The 22,272-nt window shown below is 47.5% G+C and carries 18 protein-coding genes and 1 riboswitch; of the genes, 13 read left to right on the forward strand and 5 right to left on the reverse strand.

The window, feature by feature from the left end; all coding sequences use genetic code 11:
- Nucleotides 1-973, forward strand: a 973-nt coding sequence (locus tag AC1DUA_RS00445) for a helix-turn-helix transcriptional regulator (RefSeq protein WP_477497845.1), incomplete at its 5' end; no start/stop codon positions are given.
- Here AC1DUA_RS00445 and AC1DUA_RS00450 read toward each other — a convergent pair.
- On the reverse strand, nucleotides 974-1,864 hold the full coding sequence (locus AC1DUA_RS00450) for a helix-turn-helix transcriptional regulator (protein ID WP_477497846.1): 891 nt from the start codon (nucleotides 1,862-1,864) through the stop codon (nucleotides 974-976).
- 163 nt (nucleotides 1,865-2,027) lie between these two features.
- Here AC1DUA_RS00450 and AC1DUA_RS00455 point away from each other — a divergent pair, with 163 nt between their 5' ends.
- On the forward strand, nucleotides 2,028-3,854 hold the full coding sequence (locus AC1DUA_RS00455; protein ID WP_477497858.1) for an APC family permease: 1,827 nt from the start codon (nucleotides 2,028-2,030) through the stop codon (nucleotides 3,852-3,854).
- A gap of 436 nt (nucleotides 3,855-4,290) precedes the next feature.
- Here the strand turns inward: AC1DUA_RS00455 and AC1DUA_RS00460 are convergent, their stop codons facing one another.
- Nucleotides 4,291-4,812 (reverse strand): hypothetical protein, encoded by a 522-nt coding sequence (locus AC1DUA_RS00460; RefSeq protein ID WP_477497847.1) that lies wholly within the window; start codon nucleotides 4,810-4,812, stop codon nucleotides 4,291-4,293.
- A gap of 283 nt (nucleotides 4,813-5,095) precedes the next feature.
- Nucleotides 5,096-5,264, forward strand: a riboswitch (cyclic di-AMP (ydaO/yuaA leader).
- A gap of 119 nt (nucleotides 5,265-5,383) precedes the next feature.
- Here AC1DUA_RS00460 and AC1DUA_RS00465 point away from each other — a divergent pair.
- From AC1DUA_RS00465 to AC1DUA_RS00510, 10 genes are all read left to right on the forward strand, one after another.
- Nucleotides 5,384-5,800, forward strand: a complete 417-nt coding sequence (locus AC1DUA_RS00465; protein ID WP_477497848.1) for a hypothetical protein — start codon at nucleotides 5,384-5,386, stop codon at nucleotides 5,798-5,800.
- 94 nt (nucleotides 5,801-5,894) lie between these two features.
- On the forward strand, nucleotides 5,895-6,335 hold the full coding sequence (locus AC1DUA_RS00470; RefSeq protein ID WP_477497849.1) for a hypothetical protein: 441 nt from the start codon (nucleotides 5,895-5,897) through the stop codon (nucleotides 6,333-6,335).
- Nucleotides 6,336-6,491: 156 nt separating this feature from the next.
- A complete protein-coding gene (locus AC1DUA_RS00475; RefSeq protein WP_379171775.1) occupies nucleotides 6,492-6,569 on the forward strand; it encodes a potassium-transporting ATPase subunit F in 78 nt (25 codons plus the stop codon).
- 47 nt (nucleotides 6,570-6,616) lie between these two features.
- The gene (gene kdpA, locus AC1DUA_RS00480; RefSeq protein WP_477497859.1) at nucleotides 6,617-8,287 is read left to right on the forward strand and encodes a potassium-transporting ATPase subunit KdpA; all 1,671 of its coding nucleotides are present in this window, start codon (nucleotides 6,617-6,619) and stop codon (nucleotides 8,285-8,287) included.
- A 30-nt stretch (nucleotides 8,288-8,317) separates the two neighbouring features.
- Nucleotides 8,318-10,360, forward strand: coding sequence for a potassium-transporting ATPase subunit KdpB (gene kdpB / locus AC1DUA_RS00485; protein WP_477497850.1), 2,043 nt, complete (start codon nucleotides 8,318-8,320; stop codon nucleotides 10,358-10,360).
- A gap of 28 nt (nucleotides 10,361-10,388) precedes the next feature.
- On the forward strand, nucleotides 10,389-10,952 hold the full coding sequence (gene kdpC, locus AC1DUA_RS00490) for a potassium-transporting ATPase subunit KdpC (RefSeq protein ID WP_477497851.1): 564 nt from the start codon (nucleotides 10,389-10,391) through the stop codon (nucleotides 10,950-10,952).
- A gap of 74 nt (nucleotides 10,953-11,026) precedes the next feature.
- Nucleotides 11,027-13,327 (forward strand): histidine kinase, encoded by a 2,301-nt coding sequence (locus AC1DUA_RS00495; protein ID WP_477497852.1) that lies wholly within the window; start codon nucleotides 11,027-11,029, stop codon nucleotides 13,325-13,327.
- 4 nt (nucleotides 13,328-13,331) lie between these two features.
- Complete coding sequence (locus AC1DUA_RS00500) at nucleotides 13,332-14,858, forward strand: DUF4118 domain-containing protein (protein WP_477497853.1); 1,527 nt, start codon at nucleotides 13,332-13,334, stop codon at nucleotides 14,856-14,858.
- Between the two features lie 2 nt (nucleotides 14,859-14,860).
- The gene (locus AC1DUA_RS00505) at nucleotides 14,861-15,556 is read left to right on the forward strand and encodes a response regulator (protein ID WP_161408177.1); all 696 of its coding nucleotides are present in this window, start codon (nucleotides 14,861-14,863) and stop codon (nucleotides 15,554-15,556) included.
- A 71-nt stretch (nucleotides 15,557-15,627) separates the two neighbouring features.
- A complete protein-coding gene (locus tag AC1DUA_RS00510; RefSeq protein WP_477497854.1) occupies nucleotides 15,628-17,301 on the forward strand; it encodes a ribonuclease J in 1,674 nt (557 codons plus the stop codon).
- Between the two features lie 364 nt (nucleotides 17,302-17,665).
- On the opposite strand, the gene AC1DUA_RS00515 is transcribed toward AC1DUA_RS00510, so the two are convergent.
- The 3 genes from AC1DUA_RS00515 to AC1DUA_RS00525 all read right to left on the reverse strand — a co-directional run bounded on the left by AC1DUA_RS00515 (nucleotide 17,666) and on the right by AC1DUA_RS00525 (nucleotide 21,069).
- Nucleotides 17,666-18,658, reverse strand: a complete 993-nt coding sequence (locus AC1DUA_RS00515) for a zinc-binding dehydrogenase (RefSeq protein WP_477497855.1) — start codon at nucleotides 18,656-18,658, stop codon at nucleotides 17,666-17,668.
- 160 nt (nucleotides 18,659-18,818) lie between these two features.
- Entirely contained in the window at nucleotides 18,819-19,649 is an 831-nt protein-coding gene (locus AC1DUA_RS00520) for a Ppx/GppA phosphatase family protein (protein ID WP_477497856.1), read from the reverse strand.
- A gap of 730 nt (nucleotides 19,650-20,379) precedes the next feature.
- Nucleotides 20,380-21,069 carry a response regulator transcription factor gene (locus AC1DUA_RS00525; protein ID WP_477497860.1) on the reverse strand — a complete coding sequence of 230 codons (690 nt, stop codon included), beginning with the start codon at nucleotides 21,067-21,069 and terminating at the stop codon, nucleotides 20,380-20,382.
- Between the two features lie 286 nt (nucleotides 21,070-21,355).
- On the opposite strand from AC1DUA_RS00525, the gene AC1DUA_RS00530 reads away from it, so the two are divergent.
- Nucleotides 21,356-22,272, forward strand: a 917-nt coding sequence (locus AC1DUA_RS00530; RefSeq protein WP_477497857.1) for a response regulator, incomplete at its 3' end; no start/stop codon positions are given.

Here is a 22,272-nt window from a genome sequence, read left to right on the forward strand (position 1 = left end):
CATGACATGTGCCTTCTATGATGACCTGCGGGAGCGCATGACGAGTTTGCTCGTTTATGGCATGAATTTCGCCATGGTGTCGCTGCCTGACGGAGAGTGCGCGGCTATTGGTTCTTGGGATCCGTTGAGAGGTTTTGATTGCAGGGAGCAGGTGCAGCAATTTTTTGACGAGCTGGCAGGTGTTGCTGAACCGTATCGTCAGGATGGCTTGGCAATAACGATCCTGCAAACTGGCGAGTGCCGCGGCTTCGATCAACTGAATGCCCAACTTGCCCAACTGGGGGAATGGAGCCATCTGCGTGTGGTTCGCGGCATCGGGCAGCGCATTAGGTATATGGAGCTGGAGGCCGAGTCTCAGGTTCCTGACAGCTCCAAAATCAGTTTGCTTTTCTGCGCGATTAAACAGCATATGTATTTCAGGGCGTATTTGAATTATCAAACGGCGGTTGGAGAACTGGAGGGATTGCTGCTAGCGGGCCGACGAAGTTCGAACGCGCAAACGCGGCGGGCTATTCATCTATACATGGTGCAGGCACTGGGAGTCGGAGGTGCTTATGCTTATGATGCCGCGCGGTCAGAGTCAGAAGTGATCAGGGRGCTGAGGGAGATGGGGGAAAGTAAGCTGAGAGAGATCAAGCCCAGGGAGCCGGTCACGTCGGATCTGATCGAGCAGGTCGTCAAGTATCTCGAGCAGCATTACATGGACGATATCGGGATAGGTTCGATTGCCCAGCAGCTCAATGTGTCTGCCAACTATTTAAGTATGTTGTTTAATAAAAAAACAGGTACGCCATTCGTTAAATATTTAACGAATATTCGCATGCTGAAGGCCAAAGAGCTGCTCCTCAATACGAATTTGCAAGTGAAGCAAATCGCGGAGAAGGTTGGCTACTACAGCACGCGGCATTTTACCAAACTATTTGTGGAGAACTGTTCCAGCTATCCGTCGGATTATCGAAAGAGTCATGTCTAGTCATATGAATTGCGAGAACTTGCGATACTGCTGAGCCGACATGCCTTCCCACTTTTTAAAAATACGACTGAAATAGTGAAAATCATCATAGCCGACTTCCATCGAGATTCTTTCGATTTTATTATCCGTTTCGCGCAATAGCCGCTTAGCCTGCTGATGCCGGACGGACTGCAGGTATTTATTAGGGCTCATGCCCAGCATATCTTTAAAAAGCTTACTCATATAGTCTTCATGAACGTTGATGAAAGCGGCCATATCGCCATTGGTCCACTTTTTTCGGTAACCCGTTTTGAGTTCATGAGCTAGATGCTGTAAGCTTTCTTGATATTTCGGGTGAAGCGTACGATTGGTCTCGGCTTGATGCCGGATAAGCAGCGTGAGCATTTGGAGCATCAGCCCTTTGGAAACCATTTCGAAGCCTTGTTTCTGCTCGGTCATTTCATGGATGGTCGCCTCCATCAGTGAAACGACGGCAGGAGGGAGCGAGATAGAGTACCCGTATGGAAACAGAGGTGTCCCATCGATAGAAGGCATCGCGCAGAAACAATCCACGAGAGGATTGCTTTCATCCACGACAATATCCCCTTGCTTCACGCGCAGGTCGCTGAAGAAATCGAAATGGATCCCGAGCAGATGAACATGCGGCGCTGTCAGCACTTCGATGGTGTGATACACGTTAGCTGGTATAAGCAGCAGCCTTCCTGCCGGAATCAGCAGCGATCTCCCCATTAGAGTAGCCAGCAGTTCGCCTTGAATGACATATAGAAACTGATAATCGTAAATGCGCCGCGCCCATTTGAATTGAGGAGTTCTTTGGTGCAGTTGAGCCCAATGCACGCTAGGCGCGAGCTCGCGATATGTACTAGGCCGAATCGGGGATATGTCGGTCAATGTCATCACCATCCAATGGATAGACTGAGTAGACGTTCGGTTCCATTTTATCACAAGGCTTGTTCGACTTTTGTAGAAACTTGGCAGGATGATTTGTGGTTCTTATTGTATCTTGGAGGGTAATTTAAGGGAGGATGAACTCAAAAAATTTGGCGGTGGTATGATGTTTTCTGTCCTGAAAAGGTTTCTAATCGGTGAGCCTTTGAAATCAGCCGAATTAGGGGAGCAAAAGCTGAATAAAACAAAGGCATTAGCGATCCTGTCTTCTGATGCCCTATCATCGGTAGCTTACGGACCTGAACAGATTCTAATTGTGCTAATCACAATAAGCGCCGCGGCTCTTTGGTACTCGGTACCGATCGGCGTGGGTGTGCTCATTCTTTTATTGGCTCTCATTCTTTCTTATCGGCAAATTATTTTCGCCTATCCCCATGGGGGCGGAGCGTATGTCGTTTCGAAGGAGAATTTGGGTGTGAACGCAGGCCTTCTCGCAGGGGGCTCCTTGCTGGTGGATTACATCCTAACGGTGGCGGTCAGCATCTCGGCGKGGACAGACGCCATTACTTCGGCCTTCCCGTCGCTTCATCCCTATAATGTGAATATTGCTATTCTGCTTGTTATCGCCATAACGATACTGAATCTCAGAGGGCTCACCGAGTCCGCTTCCATCTTGGCCTACCCCGTCTACTTATTTATTTTGGCCTTGTTTATATTAATCTGTGTAGGTTTGTATAAAGGGGTGACAGGAACAGTCTCACCTGAGATGYATGCTCCTTTGGGGACACCGGTTGCCGGGATTACATTGTTCTTGTTATTAAAAGCTTTTGCATCCGGCAGTTCGGCCTTAACAGGTGTGGAAGCTATCTCTAATGCAATTCCAAACTTCAAAGAGCCAGGACCGAAGAATGCCTCCAAAACCTTAGCGGCTATGGGCTTGTTGCTTGCCATTTTGTTCTCGGGCATCGTGTATTTGGCTTTTGCCTACGGCATCGTTCCCAAAGCTCAGGAAACAGTAGTTTCGCAGATTGCCTCCCAAACATTTGGGAGGAATTATATGTACTATATCATCCAAGGCACCACCGCAATGATCCTTGTGCTTGCCGCGAATACTGGGTATTCGGCCTTTCCGTTGCTCGCTGTTAATTTGGCCAGGGACAAATATATCGCTAGAATGTTTACGATCAGAGGGGATCGATTAGGGTACTCGAACGGGATCATTTTTCTGGCGGTCATGTCAATCATCTTGATTATCGCTTTCAAAGGCAGGACGGAACATCTCATTCCGCTGTATGCCGTTGGTGTATTTATCCCCTTTACGCTCGCGCAAACCGGGATGCTGGTGAAGTGGGTACGCGAAAAGCCCAAGGGCTGGATCGTTAAACTAACGATCAATTTGATTGGCGCGTTGATTAGCTTTACCGTAATGCTGATCTTTTTTATCACCAAGCTGGGGCAGGTATGGCCTGTGTTTATCTTCCTCCCCTTGATTGTTTATACGTTCCATAAAATCAAAAAGCACTATGAGGCTGTCGGTGAGCAGCTCCGAATCACGACATGTGAGCCTTCCGTCGAGATCAAAGGCAATGTGATGATCATACCTGTCGCGGGAATTACACATGTCGTGGAAAATTCGATGAATTACGCCAAATCGCTGGCGCCGGACCAGATCATTGCTGTGTATGTGGCCTTTGATCGGGAAGCCGAGAAGCAGTTCCAAGAGAAATGGGAGTGTTGGCAGCCGGATGTGCGGTTAGTCACGCTGCATTCTCACTACCGAAGCATCATTCAACCGTTGACGAAATTCATCGATACCGTGGAACATAAGGCGAATGAGTCGAACTTCCGGGTAACGGTCTTAATTCCGCAGTTTATTCCCAAACGGAACTGGCAGCACATTCTCCATAATCAGTCGAGCTTGCTGATCCGCGCGTTTCTGCTATATAGGCGGGATCTCATCGTGACGACGGTGCCGTATCATTTGAAGAAGTAGATGTTATTAAAGTACAGGAATCGGCGGTAATGCGCTATTTCTGTGCTTTTTTAACATATAAGAATGAGTTTAGGGGCTACCACGGGTCATCCCGTGGTGCCATGGGATGCTTCGTTGCACTTTGTGCAATAGGAGAGCGGTCTTTTGGTTGCAATCGCAGCCCTCGTTGCACAAAGTACACTCATTTTGGCGCTGTTGCCCGAAGAGAGCGGTTTATAGCCCGTTATGTTGTACTAAGTACAATATAGGGGAGTGCGGAGGGCTAAATGCGGTTATAATATTGCACAAAGTACAACATAGGGATTGCAATCGAGATATCGGCAAGTGGAGATGGAGCTCGTTCGTCGTTGACGGAGGATGAGGTAGAGGTAGAGGTAGAGGTAGACATCGTCCATGAGGACGGTGTCTTTTTAATTTCTGGGATGGTGCGGTTGCCCTACATCGTAGGGCTCCCTGTTTTGATTGTTTTCCCAAAGTGGTGCTCTCTCTGCACCCGTCGGATGAACGCTTGTAGTTCCTGCTTAGTTTCACATACGGCTGCATGCTCCAACCAAAGGAAAAACCTTTTTTTACATATGGCAGAAGCATGCAGCGGAAAGGTCTCTCTTGATTTAATAACATAGAGTCCAGAGGGAACATTCTTCCAAGGCGCCGTGAAATTCATGCGGATAGATAACCTTGATCGTTTCTCCCAATCTTGCTCCTTTTGTTTATTACGTATAGACCTATACATGTTCATGATCACGTAATGCTCGGAGATTTCAGTCCATTTGGCATAACCAGCTTGCTGCGCTTTTTGAATAATTTCTGTCTTCTCCTTACAGAACCAGTACCCGGCAATAACAGGGAAGCGGTTAGCCTCTTCTAGCCATAAGACACCGAACCACTCGTAAGTTAAGCGGATCGGATTTAACGCATCGGGGATTAACCCTAAATAATAACGGGGAGCGGTAGCCATCGTCATTTCTCCTTTGCACGTAAGACCTGTCAGAAATAATGTGTGTGTTCTGCTCTTCAATTGTAAGGGTGGGAGTAATAAAAATGGGGTAAATAAAAGGGGGGTAACCTATAAAAAAACGATAAAAATGGCGTAAATGGAAGAAAAGCGAAGCTTGGATAGCGATAATGCATGCTTTGATTAATTGGAAGCGCACCCATTAGTCATTATGCCATTAAAGAGGTCGCGGTACGTTTTACAGGCTGAGCTCCAGGGCGTAAGATTCAGAGCATCAACTTCACACAAGTTGATAACGCTGAGTCCCCGCAAGGGGAACGGGGGAACCAATAGAGGACGACAGTGGATCAACGTCTTCGTGGGGTGAATCCAAGGCAAGCTCCAGCTTGCCAAGGTAGGGCGCTTCCAAGCCCGAATCCGACAGCTAACCTCGTAGGCGAATTGGGAGAGAGCCAACGTTCTATCGTGCTAATCACAGCTCGTATCTACAAGCTGCCATGAAGCCCGAGAGCAGAGAGTCTCTGCTCACAGGCTTCTTTTTGTTGTCCAAAAAATGAGGAGAGTGAATCTAGTAATGGTTCCCGAATGCAAGATTACCCGAATTGAATGCTACCGCTTTGATGATGAGTTATCCGACAAATTGCTGCCTGGGCATGGCCGCGACTGCCATTGTGGTATCCTTTCCATCTCAACAAGTCTGGGGACATGTGGGTTAGGGGATTATGCAATTCCTTGCGGCAACCTGAAGGGGGATCTCGTTCAATGGGCTGTTGTCTTTCAGAAGCTCAAAGGGCTTTCCCTTGAGGACGGTTTGGAATATGTCCTTCAGAAGAAAGAGGCATGGGGGGAAACAAGGACTCATGTCATGGAGTCGGCATTAACGGACTTGTCTGATAAGCTTCAACATCGATCAATAGGCAAAAAAGAGCTGGATGTTCTATCGAATAGGTCCTATATCTTTGACCATTCAGAGGCTTATGTCTCTTTCTAAGCAGGCATTTTTATGCTTTTTTTATATGCACGCTATAGATTCTTTACCTCATTTTTATACAGTTCGGCGTTACAATGAGTCAGGAAAGGAAGCGATGAACGTCATGCAAAGCGATTTGCTGCTGATAGCTGCGCCGACCAAGGCTGGCGAGGACTTTATGAAGCAAATAAAGTTGAGTGGCTTCCCTTATATTGCATTAACCAACAATAAGATGGAAAAACTCAAGCTAGAAGGGCAGGGAATGAATAAAATCATCCAAGTGGATACATCGGTACCGGGTAAATCTACCCCTATCATTCCCGATTATCCGATCGGAAGCATTATTTTGTTCGAAGAGAGCTTGACGTTATGCTGCCGCTATATTCAAATATGCCGCAGTTGGACTTCAGGGCCTATCTATGTGATAACCCAAAGCGTAAATCCCAGATTGATTTACAAAGTGTTAGGCGCTGACTATGTTATTTATTCTAAAAACGGTGATGTGAAATTTCTATTATCATCTCTATTACAAACAAATAAATTAGGTTCTGTCTGATTTGAAGGAGGTGCGTTATGTACAACGATGTGACGATGATTTTATTAATGGCATTAACTTTCCTCGGGTTCTGGGGATTTATGAAATTTTGTGAAAAAGCGTAAGCTGATGCTTTCGATGCAAGTTTTTGAATGAAAACTTATAGGAGGCAACCAAATGATTGTAATTGGACTAATTGCGCTAGCTATCATGGTGTATCTCGGTTTTGTTTTAGTAAAGCCCGAGAAATTTTAATGGATAGATTAGAACTTATGTAAGCAGGGGGAGAACCTACTATGGGTATGGGATTGTTGCAAGTAGTCATCACGCTGGTGATTATCATGCTTTTGGTGAAGCCAGTGGGTAGTTACTTGGTGAAAGTATTTGGTTATGAAAAGAGTGGCCTGGATCGTGTGTTTGGTCCCTTCGAGCGAGTGTCCTATCGCTTAATGGGTGTTAAAGAAGAAGAAGCGATGGGGTGGAAGAAGTACTTAGGAGCTGTATTAATTGTCAACTTTGTCATGATGATCCTGATGTACGCTGTGTTTCGGCTTCAAAAGTATCTACCGCTTAATCCCGATGGGATCGGTAACGTATCTCCCACAATCGCTTTTAATACAGCTATTTCCTTTATTACGAATACGAACTGGCAAGCTTATAGTGGTGAAAACACACTATCCTACTTCTCTCAGATGGTAGCCATTACGTTCCCGATGTTTACGTCGGCGGCAACCGGGTTCGCAGTAGCTGTGGCTTTCATCCGTGGATTAGTTGGCCGTCAAGATAATCTCGGAAACTTCTACGTGGATATGACTAGAGCGATTACTCGCGTATTTCTGCCGCTTAGCTTCATTGTCGCTTTAATTTTAGTCTTTCAAGGTGTTCCGCAAACCCTGCTGGGAGCAGTTCAAGCGACAACGATTGAAGGGGCTGAACAAACGATTACTCGCGGTTTAGTTGCTTCTTTGGAATCGATTAAGCATATCGGCACCAATGGCGGCGGATGGTTCGGCACGAATGCGGCACATCCCTTTGAAAATCCAACGCCGATAACCAACATGATCCATATTATTTGTATGATGCTGCTGCCTACATCGCTAGTGTATGCATTCGGATTAATGATTAAAAACAAAAAGCAAGGCTGGACAGTTTTCGCTGCTATGGGAATCATMTTCCTGGTTATGCTTTCCACGGTGTTCTACGCGGAGTACAAAGGTATTTCTGCCGTAGATGCGCTTGGTGTACATGGCAATATGGAAGGCAAGGAAGTTCGCTTCGGATTATCCGAAACAGCGCTTTTCACAACCGTTACTACAGCAGCTACAACAGGCAGTGTTAATGCGATGCATGAGTCGCTTACACCGCTAGGAAGCATTGTTCCTTTTGCGGAAATGATGTTGAATAACGTTTTTGGAGGCAAAGGGGTCGGTTTATTAAATGGGCTGCTCTATCTCATCTTGTCCGTGTTCATCTGTGGACTGATGGTTGGACGTACGCCAGAATTTATGGGCAAAAAAATTGAAGGCAAAGAAGTGAAGCTGGCTGCGATCGCGATTCTGACGCACCCGCTCATTATTCTAGCACCGACAGCTTGGGCGCTGATTCGCCCTGAATCGGTTACATCCATAGCGAATCAAGGCATGCATGGCCTATCTGAAGTCCTCTACGCGTTCACCTCAGGTGCTGCTAATAACGGATCTGCCTTTGGCGGATTGAGCGCAGGAACGAACTTTTATGCGATGAGTATTGGCTTGGTTATGTTAGTAGGCCGGTACATCTCGATCATCGCCATGATTGCTATCGCAGGTTCACTTGCAACCAAACGTGTGGTACCAGTTACTACAGGTACACTTCGGACCAACACACCTTTATTTATGGGGATTTTGATCATGATTATTTTAGTTATCGGTGCTCTAACGTTCTTCCCGGCGCTGGCATTGGGGCCGATTGCTGAACATTTGGCAGCGCGTTAAGGATAGACGTAATAGAGAGGGAGGATTTACATGGCTGTGGAACGTAAAAAAACATTATCAAAAGAAATTGTCAATCAAGCTATCGTGGATTCATTCAAGAAGCTGAATCCAGCGGTAATGATTAAAAATCCGGTTATGTTCGTGGTTGAGGTAGGAACCGTCATAACCTTGCTGCTATCATTTGTACCTGATCTATTTGGCTCGACTGAAGTAGGCAGGGCTTATAATATCGCAGTCTTCCTGATTCTGCTCTTTACACTGCTTTTCGCTAACTTTGCGGAAGCACTGGCGGAAGGGCGCGGTAAGGCTCAAGCCGATTCCCTGCGGAAAACGAAGTCCGATACGAAGGCTCGTCTGGTTCAAAAGGACGGCTCTTATAAGGAAGTGTCTTCTACGACGCTTCGTAAGGGCGATATCGTTCGCATTGAAATCGGTGAAATCATCCCTTCCGATGGGGAAATCATTGAAGGGCTAGCCTCCATTGATGAATCAGCGATTACAGGTGAATCCGCTCCGGTGATTAAGGAAGCGGGAGGCGACTTCTCCTCGGTAACTGGCGGTACGCGGGTAGCATCTGACTATATCGTTGTCAAAGTGACGACCGATCCAGGTGAATCATTCTTAGACCGTATGATTGCACTCGTTGAAGGAGCCAAACGGCAAAAAACGCCCAATGAAATTGCTTTAACGACGCTGCTTGCCGTACTGACGTTAATCTTCCTGATCGTCATTATGACGATGGTGCCAATGGCACAGTATTTGAATGTTAAATTGGAAATATCCACGCTGATCGCGCTGCTGGTTTGTCTCATTCCGACAACAATCGGCGGTCTCTTATCCGCGATCGGTATTGCCGGTATGGACCGTGTAACGCAGTTTAACGTGCTGGCGATGTCCGGTAAAGCGGTTGAAGCCGCAGGCGACATTGATACGATGATTTTGGATAAAACAGGAACCATTACCTTCGGGAATCGGATGGCGGCTGAGTTCGTTCCTGTCAATGGTCTGACGGCCAAAGACGTCACGTTTGCTTCCCTGCAAGCTTCAGTGAAAGATGAAACACCAGAAGGACGCTCCATTGTTGAGCTTGCCAATAAACTTGGCGAATCATGGCAAACGAATGCGTATGAAGGTGCGGAAGTCGTGGAGTTCACGGCTGAGACGCGTATGTCAGGGCTTAATCTCGTAGGCGGTTCAAAGGTTCGTAAAGGTGCAGTTGACGCAATTAAAAAATATGTAACAGCTTTAGGCGGCAAAATTCCAAACGATTTAGAAACGATTACGAACCGAATTGCCAAGGCCGGAGGCACTCCGCTTGCTGTAGCGATTAATGAGCGAATTTATGGAGTTATTTACCTCAAGGATACCGTAAAACCGGGCTTGAAAGAGCGTTTTGCCGAGCTGCGTGCAATGGGTATCAAAACCGTGATGTGTACAGGGGATAACCCACTGACAGCTGCCACGATCGCGCTTGAAGCGGGTGTAGACGAGTTCATTGCAGAGGCGAAACCGGAAGATAAAATTGCTGCGATTAAAAAGGAACAGCAAGAAGGCAAGCTCGTGGCGATGACAGGCGACGGAACGAATGATGCTCCTGCACTGGCACAAGCGGACGTAGGTCTGGCGATGAATTCAGGTACTATGGCTGCGAAGGAAGCCGCCAACATGATCGATCTGGACTCGGATCCAACCAAATTGCTTTCCGTTATTTCCATTGGGAAACAGCTGTTGATTACGCGTGGAGCTTTAACGACTTTCTCCATTGCCAACGATATCGCCAAGTACTTTGCGATCATTCCTGCGATGTTTATCCTAGCTATGCCGCAGCTGCAGGCATTGAATATTATGAATCTGGCATCGCCGGAATCAGCTATTCTATCTGCTTTAATCTTTAATGCCATTATCATTCCGCTGCTGATTCCAATAGCGATGAAGGGCGTTAAATATCGCGCGATGTCAGCGGATCGATTATTGTCCCGAAATGTGCTGCTATATGGTATTGGTGGTGTCATCGTACCTTTCATTGGGATTAAAATCATTGATATGGTACTTCACGGGCTGAATATCGTTTAAAGAGAAAGAGAAACGAGGAGATAGCGTCATGAAATCGGTTTTTATAGCAATTCGTGTATCTATATTGTTCATGATCGTTTGCGGGCTCATCTATCCGCTTGTTACGACAGGTGTAGCTCAAGTCTTATTCCCCAAGCAAGCGGATGGAAGTCTTATTGAATCTGGCGGAACTGTAATCGGCTCGGAATTGCTGGCTCAAAACTTCGAGTCCCCTAAGTTGTTTCATCCAAGGGCATCTACAGCCAAATATGATCCGACAGCTTCTTCCGGCTCCAATACGGCGGTAGCTTCAAGCGATTATGCAGCTTCATTGGCCGAGAAGATTGATGCTTTGAAGAAGGAAAATCCTGGGCTTACTGATATTCCTGCTGATTTAGTAACGATGTCTGGTTCCGGCTTCGATCCAGATTTGTCACCGGAAGGGGCCAAAGCCCAAGTGCCTAGAATCAGTAAGGAAACAGGAATTGCAGAGAACGTGCTTAACGGACTCGTTGATCAGTTTACAAAAACCAGACAGCTCGGTATTTTCGGTGAGCCTAGGGTGAATGTGACTGAACTGAATATAGAGCTGCTAAAACAAGTGAAATTGTAAGCAGCTGACAACCACTCTCGATAGGTCGAGAGTGGTTTCTGCGTCATTTTGAGGAGAAAGGAGAGGATGCTGAATTGGATGGTTTCAAAAGAAAAACGCCGGAAGAGATTCTATTATCCATCTCCAAACTGCATCGCGGGAACCTGAAAATATATATTGGTGCGGTCAGCGGCTCAGGAAAGACGTACCATATGCTGCGGGAAGGGCATAATCTGAAGCAGCAAGGGATTGATGTGGTTATCTGTGCGGTATCTACCCTGCAAAGGCCGGAAACCGTGGAGCAATTAGGAGATTTGGAAAGAGTGCCGAGCATTCATTGGACGAAAGATGGCGTTGAACAGAAGGATTTGAATCTGGACGCGTTAATGGAGAGAAATCCGGAAGTTGTTCTCGTCGACGGGCTGGCCCATCTTAATCGACCAGATGCCCGTTTGCCCACACGTCTAGATGATATCAAGTTTCTGCTTGCTAACAATATTAGTGTGATCACTACTGTGAATGTGTATGAGCTGGCTGCCACGATGGAAGTCGCACATAAGTTGACAGGTATTGAAGTGGGGCACTGTGTGCCTTCAGATACACTGGAGCTGGCCGATGAGGTGCGATTAATTGATGCAACGCCAGAAATGATTCTTAATCGACTGGAAGAAGGACATCTCAAGGGTAATAAAGATTACACCTTATTCAAGCGAGGCAACTTAGGCGTATTAAGAGAACTGGCCTTGCGGCTTGTTGCAGAGGACGTGAATGATTCGCTGGAAGCCCATCGTGAGCAGATGGGTATTCTGGGGCCCTCAGGGGCAACAGAGCGCATTCTGGTAACCGCCCAATATCATTGGAACGGTTCCATTTATGTGCGCAGGGGCCAACAAATCGCGAAGCGGTTGAACGGTGATCTTCATGTTGTGACCCTGCGTAAATTCAATAAAACGCTCTCGAAGGAAGCGGCCGCTTTCCGAAGATCGATCATGAAGCTTGTCGAGAAGGTTGGCGGCAAATTTGAGGAGCTGCCGCTGCGAAGGCGTCGCTGTATTCCTAAGGCTTTGGTTAGTTATGCGATTCATCATAAAGTAACTCGTATTGTCTTAGGGCATTCCAAACAAAGCAAGTGGCAGACCTTTTGGCAAGGATCAGTGATCAATGGCATTTTGAAAAGGGTAAAGAATATCGATGTCTTCCTGGTTGCTGATCGCGCCGCTCGGGATGGGGAACGCATTCTCCCTGCCCACATGCAGGTGTCGAAGGAGCCGTACAAATATAAACGTCTGAGCAAGCAAGAGGTTCAAGCGAAAATTGAGAAAATCAAACGTGGCAGGTTCAAGGTCTATATTGGAGCCGCCCCAGGCGTAGGGAAAACGTACACCATGCTGCGGGAAGGCAATGATTTGCTTAAGAAAGGCATCGATGTGAAGATCGGGCTGCTTGAAACGCATGGTAGAAAAGGAACGATCGAGCAGATTGGGGAGCTAGCCGTTATTCCGCGGGCAGAAATTGCCTATCAAGGTGTGAAGCTTGAGGAGATGGATACGGAAGCAATTATTAAAGCGCGGCCTGAAGTCATTTTGGTGGATGAATTAGCTCATTCGAATGTACCTGGCAGTAAATATAAAAAAAGGTACGAAGATGTGCTGGATATTTTGGAAGCCGGCATATCGGTCATTGCAACGGTAAATGTGCAGCACTTGGAGAGCTTGAACGATGCCGTTGAGCAAATTACCGGCATTCGGGTTCGTGAAACGGTGCCTGATAGCATCCTTCGGGCAGCCGATGAAGTGCAGTTAATTGATGTGGCTCCTGAAGCTTTGCAGCTTCGTATGAGGGAAGGCAAGATTTATGCGATGATCAAGGTGGATCAAGCGTTGAATAACTTTTTCAAAACTGGTAACCTGATCGCTCTGCGAGAGCTAGCCTTACGTGAAATTGCTGATGATGTAGATGAACGTTTGGAATCTATGGAGCGCAAGAATTCCCTTCGAGGTCCATGGCGGAGAAAAGAAGTGATTTACGTCTGTATCACAGAAATATCGCAAGCGGATCGCCTCATTCGCCGTGGATTCCGAATCGCGCATCGGCTGAAAGCGGCTTGGTATATAAGCTTTATAGCCGTGGGGAATCGCGAGCAATGGAAGACTAAGCTAGAAACGTTAGAGAAGCTGACGGTTAGGCTCGGGGGCGAGTTTGTGTATCAAGAAGTGATGAGCCGTAAAGCCATCCCGGCCGTGTTTGCCTCTCAAGCAAGTTCGGCGGGGGCCACGCAAATTATTGTATGGAAAGACGCTATAGTCAAGAAGCTGCTGCCGCTTGCATCCCAAATGGATGTGCTCATTGTAGCTGATTACGACTTGTGGCAATCCGCAGGAAATAAGGTAAAATGAGAGCATGATGAATAAAACAAATAGTTGGATGAGATGGAAATCATACGCGATTACAGCTCTTTTTATTGCTGTGATGACCTTATTTTTAAAAGCTTTGAGTGACTTTTTAGGCTTGGTGAATGTCTCTCTTTTCTATCTGCTTCCTGTTCTTTTTAGTGCGGTGCGCTGGGGGAGAGGACCCTCCTTTTTTGCTGCAGCCATTGGCGTTTTATCCCTAGATTTCTTATTTGTCCCTCCTGTGTTTAGTCTCACGGTTGCGGATTTACGCTATTTGATCTCATTTCTTGTTTTTATATCGGTTGCCGCTCTTACAGCAAGCTTGGCTTCGAAGCTTCGCAATCAGATCCATCAAGCCCAGCAGAAAGAAGCCAGTACAGCTGCGCTGTATGCACTAAGCCGTAAGATTACGGCCATTTCGGATTTAGAGGTACTTCTCAATCAAATTGTACTGCATGTCTCCGAAGCGTTGAACGCAAAAGCTGCTATTCTATTGCCGAACCCCAATGGGGAGCAGCAGGTAGAAGCTTATTCCAAGGACGGGACCGAGTGGGCGACAGAAGAATCCCACGTGTCTATCGCGACTTGGGTCTTCAATCATCATACTAGCGCGGGGCGTGGCACACATTCGTTGAGGGAATCATCCACACTTTACGTTCCCTTCGAGACTGATCGTCAAGTACACGGTGTCTTAGCTGTGTATGTCGGGGACCGACCGTTAATGGAGATGCCGGAGCTAATTCGCATCATCGAAGCACTCTCGGATCTGGTGGCTGTTGCGATTTCCCGCGTCAAGTTGGCTAATGAAGCGAAGGTGGCGCAGCTGACAGCCGAATCTGAGAAGCTGCGGACCGCGCTGCTGGATTCCCTGTCTCATGAGCTGCGAACACCATTAGCTACCATCATAGGCTCTGTTACGGGGCTGCTGGAGAGCGAAGCTGTATTTAGTGCCGAAGACCGACGTGAGCTGCTGCTAACTATTCGTGAGGGGTCAACACGGATGAATAGGCTGGTAGGCAACCTGCTGGGCATGGTTCGGATTGAGAGCGGCATGCTGCGCCTAAATAAGCAGTGGTGCGGGATCGAGGACATTGTCGGGGTCGCGCTTGCCCAGCTGAAGGATGCTTTGCAGCATAGAAGGCTGAGCATTCGACTTGCGTCGGACCTTCCCTCCGTTCCGCTGGATGATGTGCTGATCGAACAAGTGCTGATTAATGTAATCAGCAATGCCATCAAATATTCGCCCGAAGGCAGCGAAATCGTGATCGAAGCGGCTCAGCGCCGGGAAATGCTCGAATTGACCATTAGGGATGAGGGAGCGGGCATTGCGGTAGGTGATTTGGATCGTGTTTTCGAAAAGTTCTATAGGGGACAGTTAACCAAACATATTCCCGGTACTGGACTTGGGCTTGCGATCTGCAAAGGCATCGTAGAAGCCCATGGCGGGCAAATCCTAGCACAAAGAAATGAACCCAAGGGAACGGCTATTCATATCAGTTTGCCGTTACAATTCGCTGAGAAACAGGGGGGATGAGCATGACAGCAACTGGGGCGAAAATTTTAATTATTGATGATGAAGCGCAAATTCGCAAGCTGTTGCGAGTTACGTTAAATGCGCATGGCTTCGATGTAACGGAAGCCGCTACGGGACAAGAGGGCTTATTGCAGGCTACAATGGTTCGGCCAGATCTGATTGTGCTAGACCTCGGTTTACCTGATATGACAGGGATGGAAGTCCTCAAGCATATTCGTGAGTGGTCGCAGGTGCCGATCATAATTCTAACAGCCCAAGATCAGGAGCAGGATAAAGTGGCCGCTTTAGACCGGGGAGCGGATGATTATGTGACGAAGCCGTTTGGCATGGGGGAATTTATGGCCCGTATGCGGGTCGCTTTACGTCATATCGCCAAGACGCAAGATGAACCTGTGCTGAAATTAGGGGATTTGGTTATCGATTTATCCCAACGGGTCGTTGAGCTCCAAGGGGAGAAACTCAAGTTAACGCCAACAGAATATGATTTGCTAAAAGTATTAGCCCTCAACGCCGGTCGCGTAATGACGCATCGTCAATTGCTGAAGCAAGTATGGGGCGGTTCACAGTATGAATCCGACAGCCAATATCTGAGGGTATATGTCGGCCATTTGCGGAAGAAAATCGAAGAGGATTCGACTAGACCCCGCTATATTCTGACGGAGCCGGGCATTGGATATCGCTTTGCTTGGCAGGAATAGCACCATCTTGCATAGCCTTACACCACTTGTGGGAAGTTAACGCAAATGAAGTGACACAGGGGGTAAGTAAGGTGACCAAGCTGGATCAGCAATTATCGGTCTTCTCCTTAGGCGGTATTAATGAAATCGGCAAAAACATGTACGTCGTTCAATATGCCAATGACATTGTCGTGATTGACTGCGGCTCTAAATTCCCGGATGAAACATTGCTGGGCGTGGATCTCATCGTTCCTGATATTACCTATTTGCTTGAAAATATCGATAGGGTCCGTGCCCTGGTTATTACGCATGGGCATGAGGATCATATCGGGGGCATTCCCTACATACGGAAACAAATCAACGTACCGATCTATGCAACGCGTCTAACCGTTGGGCTGATTGAAGTGAAGCTGAGAGAGGCCGGCTTGCTAGCCAATACCAAGCTTATTGAGATCACCTCCGATTCCACGATTGAGCTAGGCAGCATCACATCCACTTTTTTCAAAACCAATCATAGCATCCCCGATTGTCTTGGGGTTGTTTTTCATACTCCGGAGGGAGCGGTTGTCCATACGGGAGATTTTAAATTCGACCTTACACCGGTCAATAATCAGTATCCGGATATTCATAAAATGGCGGCCATTGGCTCGAAGGGAGTCATGCTTCTTCTATCCGAGAGCACGAATGCGGAGCGCCCGGGGTATACGCCTTCGGAAAGCCACGTCGGGAAGTATATCGAGGAGGCCTTTCATAAAGCGAAGCAAAAAGTGTTCATCGCCACCTTCGCGTCCAATGTGCATAGGCTGCAGCAAGTCATTGATGCCGCGCAAGCGACGAATCGTAGGTTAGCCTTACTGGGCCGCAGCATGGTTAACGTCGTGAAAATTGCCTCTGAGCTAGGCTATTTAACGGTGCCGGATGGGATGCTGGTGGAAGCGGGGGAGATCGGCAGTCTGGGTTCTGATCGGGTTGCCATTCTCTGTACGGGCAGCCAGGGAGAACCGATGGCTGCATTATCCCGGCTATCCCGCTCGAACTACAGGAATGTAGAGATCCACCGGGGGGACACGGTCATCCTGTCCTCATCGCCGATTCCGGGAAATGAGCGCAATGTCTCCAAGACCGTAGACAATTTATTTAGTCTTGGAGCGGAGGTCATTTACGGCTCAAGTTCAGCGACGGGCATGCATGTTTCCGGTCATGGCAGTCAGGAAGAGCTCAAATTAATGCTGACGCTCATGAAACCGAAGTACTTCATTCCGATTCATGGGGAATATCGGATGCTTCATCAGCACCGCATTCTGGCGGAGTCTGTTGGCGTCGAGCCTGCTAACATTTTCATATTGAACAATGGCGATGTTGTAGATATCAAAGAAGCAGCGGCGACGCAAAGCCGCAAGGTCACGGCGGGCAATACACTAGTCGATGGTTTGGGCGATGTGGGCAATGTTGTTCTGCGTGACCGGAAGCAGCTTTCGGAGGATGGGATCCTTATCGTGTTCCTCCTTCTCAGCAAAACGGATGGCAAAATTCTATCAGGACCCGATATTATCTCGCGAGGATTCGTCTATGTGCGTGAGTCCGAGGATCTCATAGATCGAGCTAGCATTCTGGCCGCGGATACGGTGAACAGGCTGCAATCGGCGCAGGAGCAGTTGAACCAATGGAATGTGCTGAAGATTAATGTGAAAGAAGTGCTCGGGCGTTTCTTTTATGAAAAAACCGGTCGCAGACCTGTCATTCTCACGATTATTACGGAGTTCTAGCCGACCAACCAGACCCGTCAAGATCCAGCTGAGCAACCAGAGCAGCTAGAGCAACTAAACCAAACGTCGTCGAAGGGGAACTACGATCCTCTATTTTGCTGTTAAAGAGGCATAGCGCTAGGCAGAGGGAACTACGGTTCGCTATTCCGGTCAATTTGCCTGAAAACCTGTGTTTCCAGGGCAAATAAGTGCCTGTAGTTCCGCCCGGCAGATGAAATCAGCTGATTTCATCCAAATAACGAACCGTAGTTCCCATAAGCTTCAGGGAAGGGTGCTGCCGCAGGCAGAGGCGCTTCCCTTAGCAGAAAAGACTGTCCTTCAAGTAGATTGCTCTACTTTGGGGACAGTCTTTTCTGTGTTTCAGCTATACAGGCAGCAGCAATACTTTGCCTGAGGTCATGTTGGCCGCGTATTGCTGAATGGCATCTACCGTCTGACAGAGCGAGAACGTTTGGCTAATCTCGGTCTGGATCTGCGATCCGACCGACTTCTTCATAGAGCCTTGCAGCGAGAGCAGCTCAAAGATGGATTGGGTCTTCACCCAGTCGGACGCCCAGAAGCCTGTAATCCGCTTCCGGCGGAAAACAAGATCATCTGCGTTGATCGTTGTTGTGCTTCCTCCCAGGAGGCCGTATTGAAACAGCGTAGAGCCGTCTGGCAGTGCCGAGAGTACGGTACCTGTCAGATCCCCGCCTATGGCATCGAAGCAGACAGTAGCTCCAAGGTCATGAGACTTGCGTTTGAGTTCGGCTTCGAAGGCTGGAGAGCTGCTATTCACGATGTGCTGCCCGCCTATCTCTCTAAGGAGCTGCGCATGCTCGTCTTTGCGGACAACACTTATGACAGCTAGGCCGTTCTCTTTGGCGAGTTTTACCAGAATTCTGCCGAGCGCGCTGGCTCCGGCGGTTTGCACGATCGCTTTGGACTTGTGCTGTTTGGCAATCTTCACCATAGCCATGGCGCTTGCCGGATTGACGAAGAACACAGCACCTTGCTCGTCCGATACGTGATCGGGCAGAACCATGCAGGTCATCGCGCTTGTTTTGGTGTATTGCGACCAGGAGCCGTATACCTCAGATACGAAGGCTACGCGCTTGCCCTTCAGCATACGGGCTACGAGGCTATTGCCCGTTGCAATGACTGTTCCGCAGCCTTCCATTCCGCCAACTGACGGCAATGCGCGTTTAATGCCATAATTACCGGAAAGAAATAGTAAATCTGCGGGGTTAATAGAGGCTGCATGCACCTTGATGAGTACTTCGTTACTGTCTATCTGAGGAATTAACGTTTCGCCGAATTCAATGCCTGAAACTCCGCTGTATGTCTTGATCAGCGCCGCTTTCATCGTTTGTGCCATATGTAAGGACCCACCTATCAGTAGTTGTAATATTAATTAACTAATGTTCACTGTATTATATAATACGCAGTGAACGGGTAGGTTTTGATAACATCAAATTTACACAAAGATTTGGTCAAAAGGGTGCCTCGGGGCACCCTTTTGATGGCGTACAATATGCTTATAGTTGATTCATAAAGCCGTGGGCGATATTCAGGTCGGAGGGCATGAATTTGCTGGTGCCTGATTTAATCAGCCCGGCAAGGACGACACAATTCGAGGCGACGGCACCGCGCATCCATTTCGGATCGAAGGGGGAGTTGTTCTCTAAAGCCGAAACATCTAGAAGAGCCAGTTGTCTTGCAAGTTGGGTAAAGTCGCTTCTTGAGCAGTAGAGATCCTGTTCCAGCTCGATCTGGAAATGGCGCAGATACGACTTCTCGCCACCGGTGTATGCGAACTGCCCCAATGATGCGGGTAAACGGGAGGAGAGCCACTTGATGCATGTGGTTATCTGCCTTTCATATGGATCTCCAAGCAACTGGAATTCCTGATTCAGATCCGAAATGCCGAAAGGAATGAGATAAGGAGCTTCGCACTCCTTCGTGATAATCTGGATGCTGCCGCCTCCGACATTGATCACGTCAAGATGGCTGGGGATATCCGATTCGCTAATTGCTCTTCGCAGCAGCTCCGCTTCTTCTTTCTGACTGATCGTCCGATAAGCAATCCGCAGATTTCGGCAGATCTCCTCCATATGTCCTGAGAGGCGCGGCGATCTTCGCATGGCTTCCGTCCCGAACGCCTCGACGTTTCCTGGGGGCGCACCTTCTAAGTAGGAGCCTTGTGTAGACAGCAAGGACTTCAGCTTATCTTCAATGGATGGAAGGCAGACCTCGCTCTCCAAAAGCTCCCATGTGAGAACATCCACTTGTTCAATGCCAACATCTGATTTCTTGAATACTTTGGCGCTGTGACTGCCCAAATCCAAAATTAATTTATCACTATTCATAAGAGTTCACCTGTTTGTCCCTTTAGTAATGGTTATCGAACTGTGAATCCCTGTTTAGTTAGTTGCCAGTTGATGTATATATGACTTTTCCTTGTAAATAAAGGCCTCAGAAGTCCAATAATAAATGATTAATGTTTTCTATGTCAACCAATTTATGTTAAAAATATGGAAAAAGTTTCATGGAGACCAAATTTCAACAGATTGCATGGTTATCCGACAAAATGGGCTCCCTGAGGCTGGGATGACATCCGCAAAAGAGGCTGTCTCAAAGCTGAACAACCTGCTGTTGGGACAGTCCATGTTGAGGACGCTGTTCAACCGATCGGAGCGTCCTGATAGATCGCACCTCAGGTGACTGAACTGAGTAATCAGCTGCTTGTAAGAACACCGAAAACTCCTTTTATTTTCAGCATATGATCCATTTTTGAAGCAATTAACTGGAATTCCTACCACTAACAAGGTGATATACAGGAACTTTCAGTAGTATCAAGAAGAATTAGCTGGCGTTTCTATTGCTATTTCCTTCTATCGATCGATAGGGCGCAGATTAGCGGTAGATTTCTCAGTTATTTCAGCTGAGAGCGCCCCAATAGATCGCACCTCAGGTGACTGAGCACCTGAAAGGAGGATCCTAGTTCCCCCGCCGCCTAGCTCAACTGTTATTGAGCTGGATCATAAGCGAAGAGGCTATCCCGAAGATCATTTCTGACCTTCGAGACAGCCTCTTCGCTTATAAAACAAATTTATAGCCTACGCCCCAGACTGTTTTTATGTATTTGGGTTCCTTGGGGTTAACTTCAATTTTCCTTCGTAAATTTGTAATATGTACATCGATAGCACGATCGTTGACATAGGAGTCGAAGCCGCGCAAAGCGTTAATCAGATCCTCCCGGCGATACACGCGTTCGGGGTGCTCATACAGCAGCCGAATGAGTTCGAATTCGGAGAATGTCATGTCGATGGGTTCGCCTCGCACATAAAGTGTTCTTTTTTCCAGATTAATGTTCAAATCAACAGGCGGTACAGGAACAACTTGCTGGACAAGCTGGTTTTCAGGTGGATGGGCTTGTTTGAATCGACGCAGAAGGGCTTGTATGCGAGCCTTCATCTCATGCATGCTGAAAGGCTTGCATAAGTAATCGTCAGCTCCTACTGTAAACGCTTCAACTTTTTCGCTGACTTTGGAATTAGAAGAGATGATAATAATGGGAACGGGCGTTAAGCTCCGCAAGGAGTTGCATAAGTCAGTGCCTTCAAAATCAGGAAGCATGAGGTCCAATAGAATAAGATCCGGTTCGAATTCGCGAAGTGCGGCAAGGCCTTCCTGACCATTATGGGCTCTAAGAACTAAGAAGTCCTCTTCTGTCAGATACATACAGACCATTTCACCGATAATATCATCGTCCTCAATTAAAAGCACCCTGTCCAAGTATAAACTCCCMCAAACTAAGTTTATTTGCTAATGCCTTTCATAATTGAACAGAGGGATCATAAGTCCTAACAATTTACGTACTCAACCTATTATAAGGTGTCGAAATTTAAGAGTAAATCGCTCTCATACACTTTTTATCGGGAAATTGTTAGCAAATTGTTAGCGAAACGGGAAGAGAAAACATACCATTTAGGTAAGTTACCTAATAAGTGGAAAGTACAATAGGAGATATTAAGGTTTTTTGTGGAAATTGCTTGTAGGGGGTGTAAATGAAGTGGGTCTTTTGAATAGGTATGGAGTCCTGATTGTAAGTGATTCTAATGATGTGAGAGAGAGGCTGCTGCCCATCTTTCAGCAAGATGAACAGTTCATCATTACGGGTACAGCGAAGCATGGCAATGCCGCATTGGATTGTATGCTTGCTGGGAGACCGGATTTGGTGGTCATCGATTTAGCGATGGCAAACATGGCAGGAATTATGGCGCTTCAACTCATTATGAATCATCGTCCAATTCCTATTGTAGTGCTTAGTACGCAGACATCCGAAGGTGCCATGCAGACCATTCAGGCTATGAGGATGGGCGCTGCGGATTATTTTCATATAGAAATGCTAGCGGGGCAAATGTCCCACGAAACGATGATGACCTATTTCCTGGAACGCTGTAAAATGGCCATACGAAACGGCATTCAAAGCGTGCACGAGTTTCCAGTGAAAACCTTAGGAATCGTGGAAACTGCGTTCTCTGGCTCGCTGCAGGCGAAGCACGACCAGTTCCAAAGACGAATGGATATTGAATTTCATTTGCGTAAAGCGATTGCGAAGGAGGAATTCCATCTCGTTTATCAACCCGTTGTTGACGTGTATACGAACCGGATTGTCGGTCTCGAGAGCTTAATTCGCTGGCACAATGCGTCTTTGGGGCAAGTGCCACCTTGCGATTTCATCCCTGTAGCGGAAGAAAGCGGCCTGATTCATGAGATCGGAGAATGGGTGCTGAGAGAGGCGTGCACACAGAGCGTGAAATGGCAGGAAGCAGGTCTTCCTCATTTATTCATGGCGGTTAATCTCTCCAGGCGCCAGTTCAATGACAGCGGGCTTAGCGCGATGATTCAGAAGATTCTAGAGGAAACTGGCTTACAACCAAAGTATTTGGAGCTAGAAATTACGGAAAGCATGAGCATGGATGTCAA

The organism is Paenibacillus sp. 01T422 (genome assembly GCF_056398785.1).

Coding starts and splice junctions, on each gene's coding strand:
- AC1DUA_RS00460 (WP_477497847.1), bottom strand. CDS start 4,812: ATGGCTACCGCTCCCCGTTATTATTTAGGGTTAATCCCCGATGCGTTA.
- AC1DUA_RS00465 (WP_477497848.1), top strand. CDS start 5,384: ATGGTTCCCGAATGCAAGATTACCCGAATTGAATGCTACCGCTTTGAT.
- AC1DUA_RS00470 (WP_477497849.1), top strand. CDS start 5,895: ATGAACGTCATGCAAAGCGATTTGCTGCTGATAGCTGCGCCGACCAAG.
- AC1DUA_RS00475 (WP_379171775.1), top strand. CDS start 6,492: ATGATTGTAATTGGACTAATTGCGCTAGCTATCATGGTGTATCTCGGT.
- kdpB (WP_477497850.1), top strand. CDS start 8,318: ATGGCTGTGGAACGTAAAAAAACATTATCAAAAGAAATTGTCAATCAA.
- kdpC (WP_477497851.1), top strand. CDS start 10,389: ATGAAATCGGTTTTTATAGCAATTCGTGTATCTATATTGTTCATGATC.
- AC1DUA_RS00500 (WP_477497853.1), top strand. CDS start 13,332: ATGATGAATAAAACAAATAGTTGGATGAGATGGAAATCATACGCGATT.
- AC1DUA_RS00505 (WP_161408177.1), top strand. CDS start 14,861: ATGACAGCAACTGGGGCGAAAATTTTAATTATTGATGATGAAGCGCAA.
- AC1DUA_RS00515 (WP_477497855.1), bottom strand. CDS start 18,658: ATGGCACAAACGATGAAAGCGGCGCTGATCAAGACATACAGCGGAGTT.
- AC1DUA_RS00520 (WP_477497856.1), bottom strand. CDS start 19,649: ATGAATAGTGATAAATTAATTTTGGATTTGGGCAGTCACAGCGCCAAA.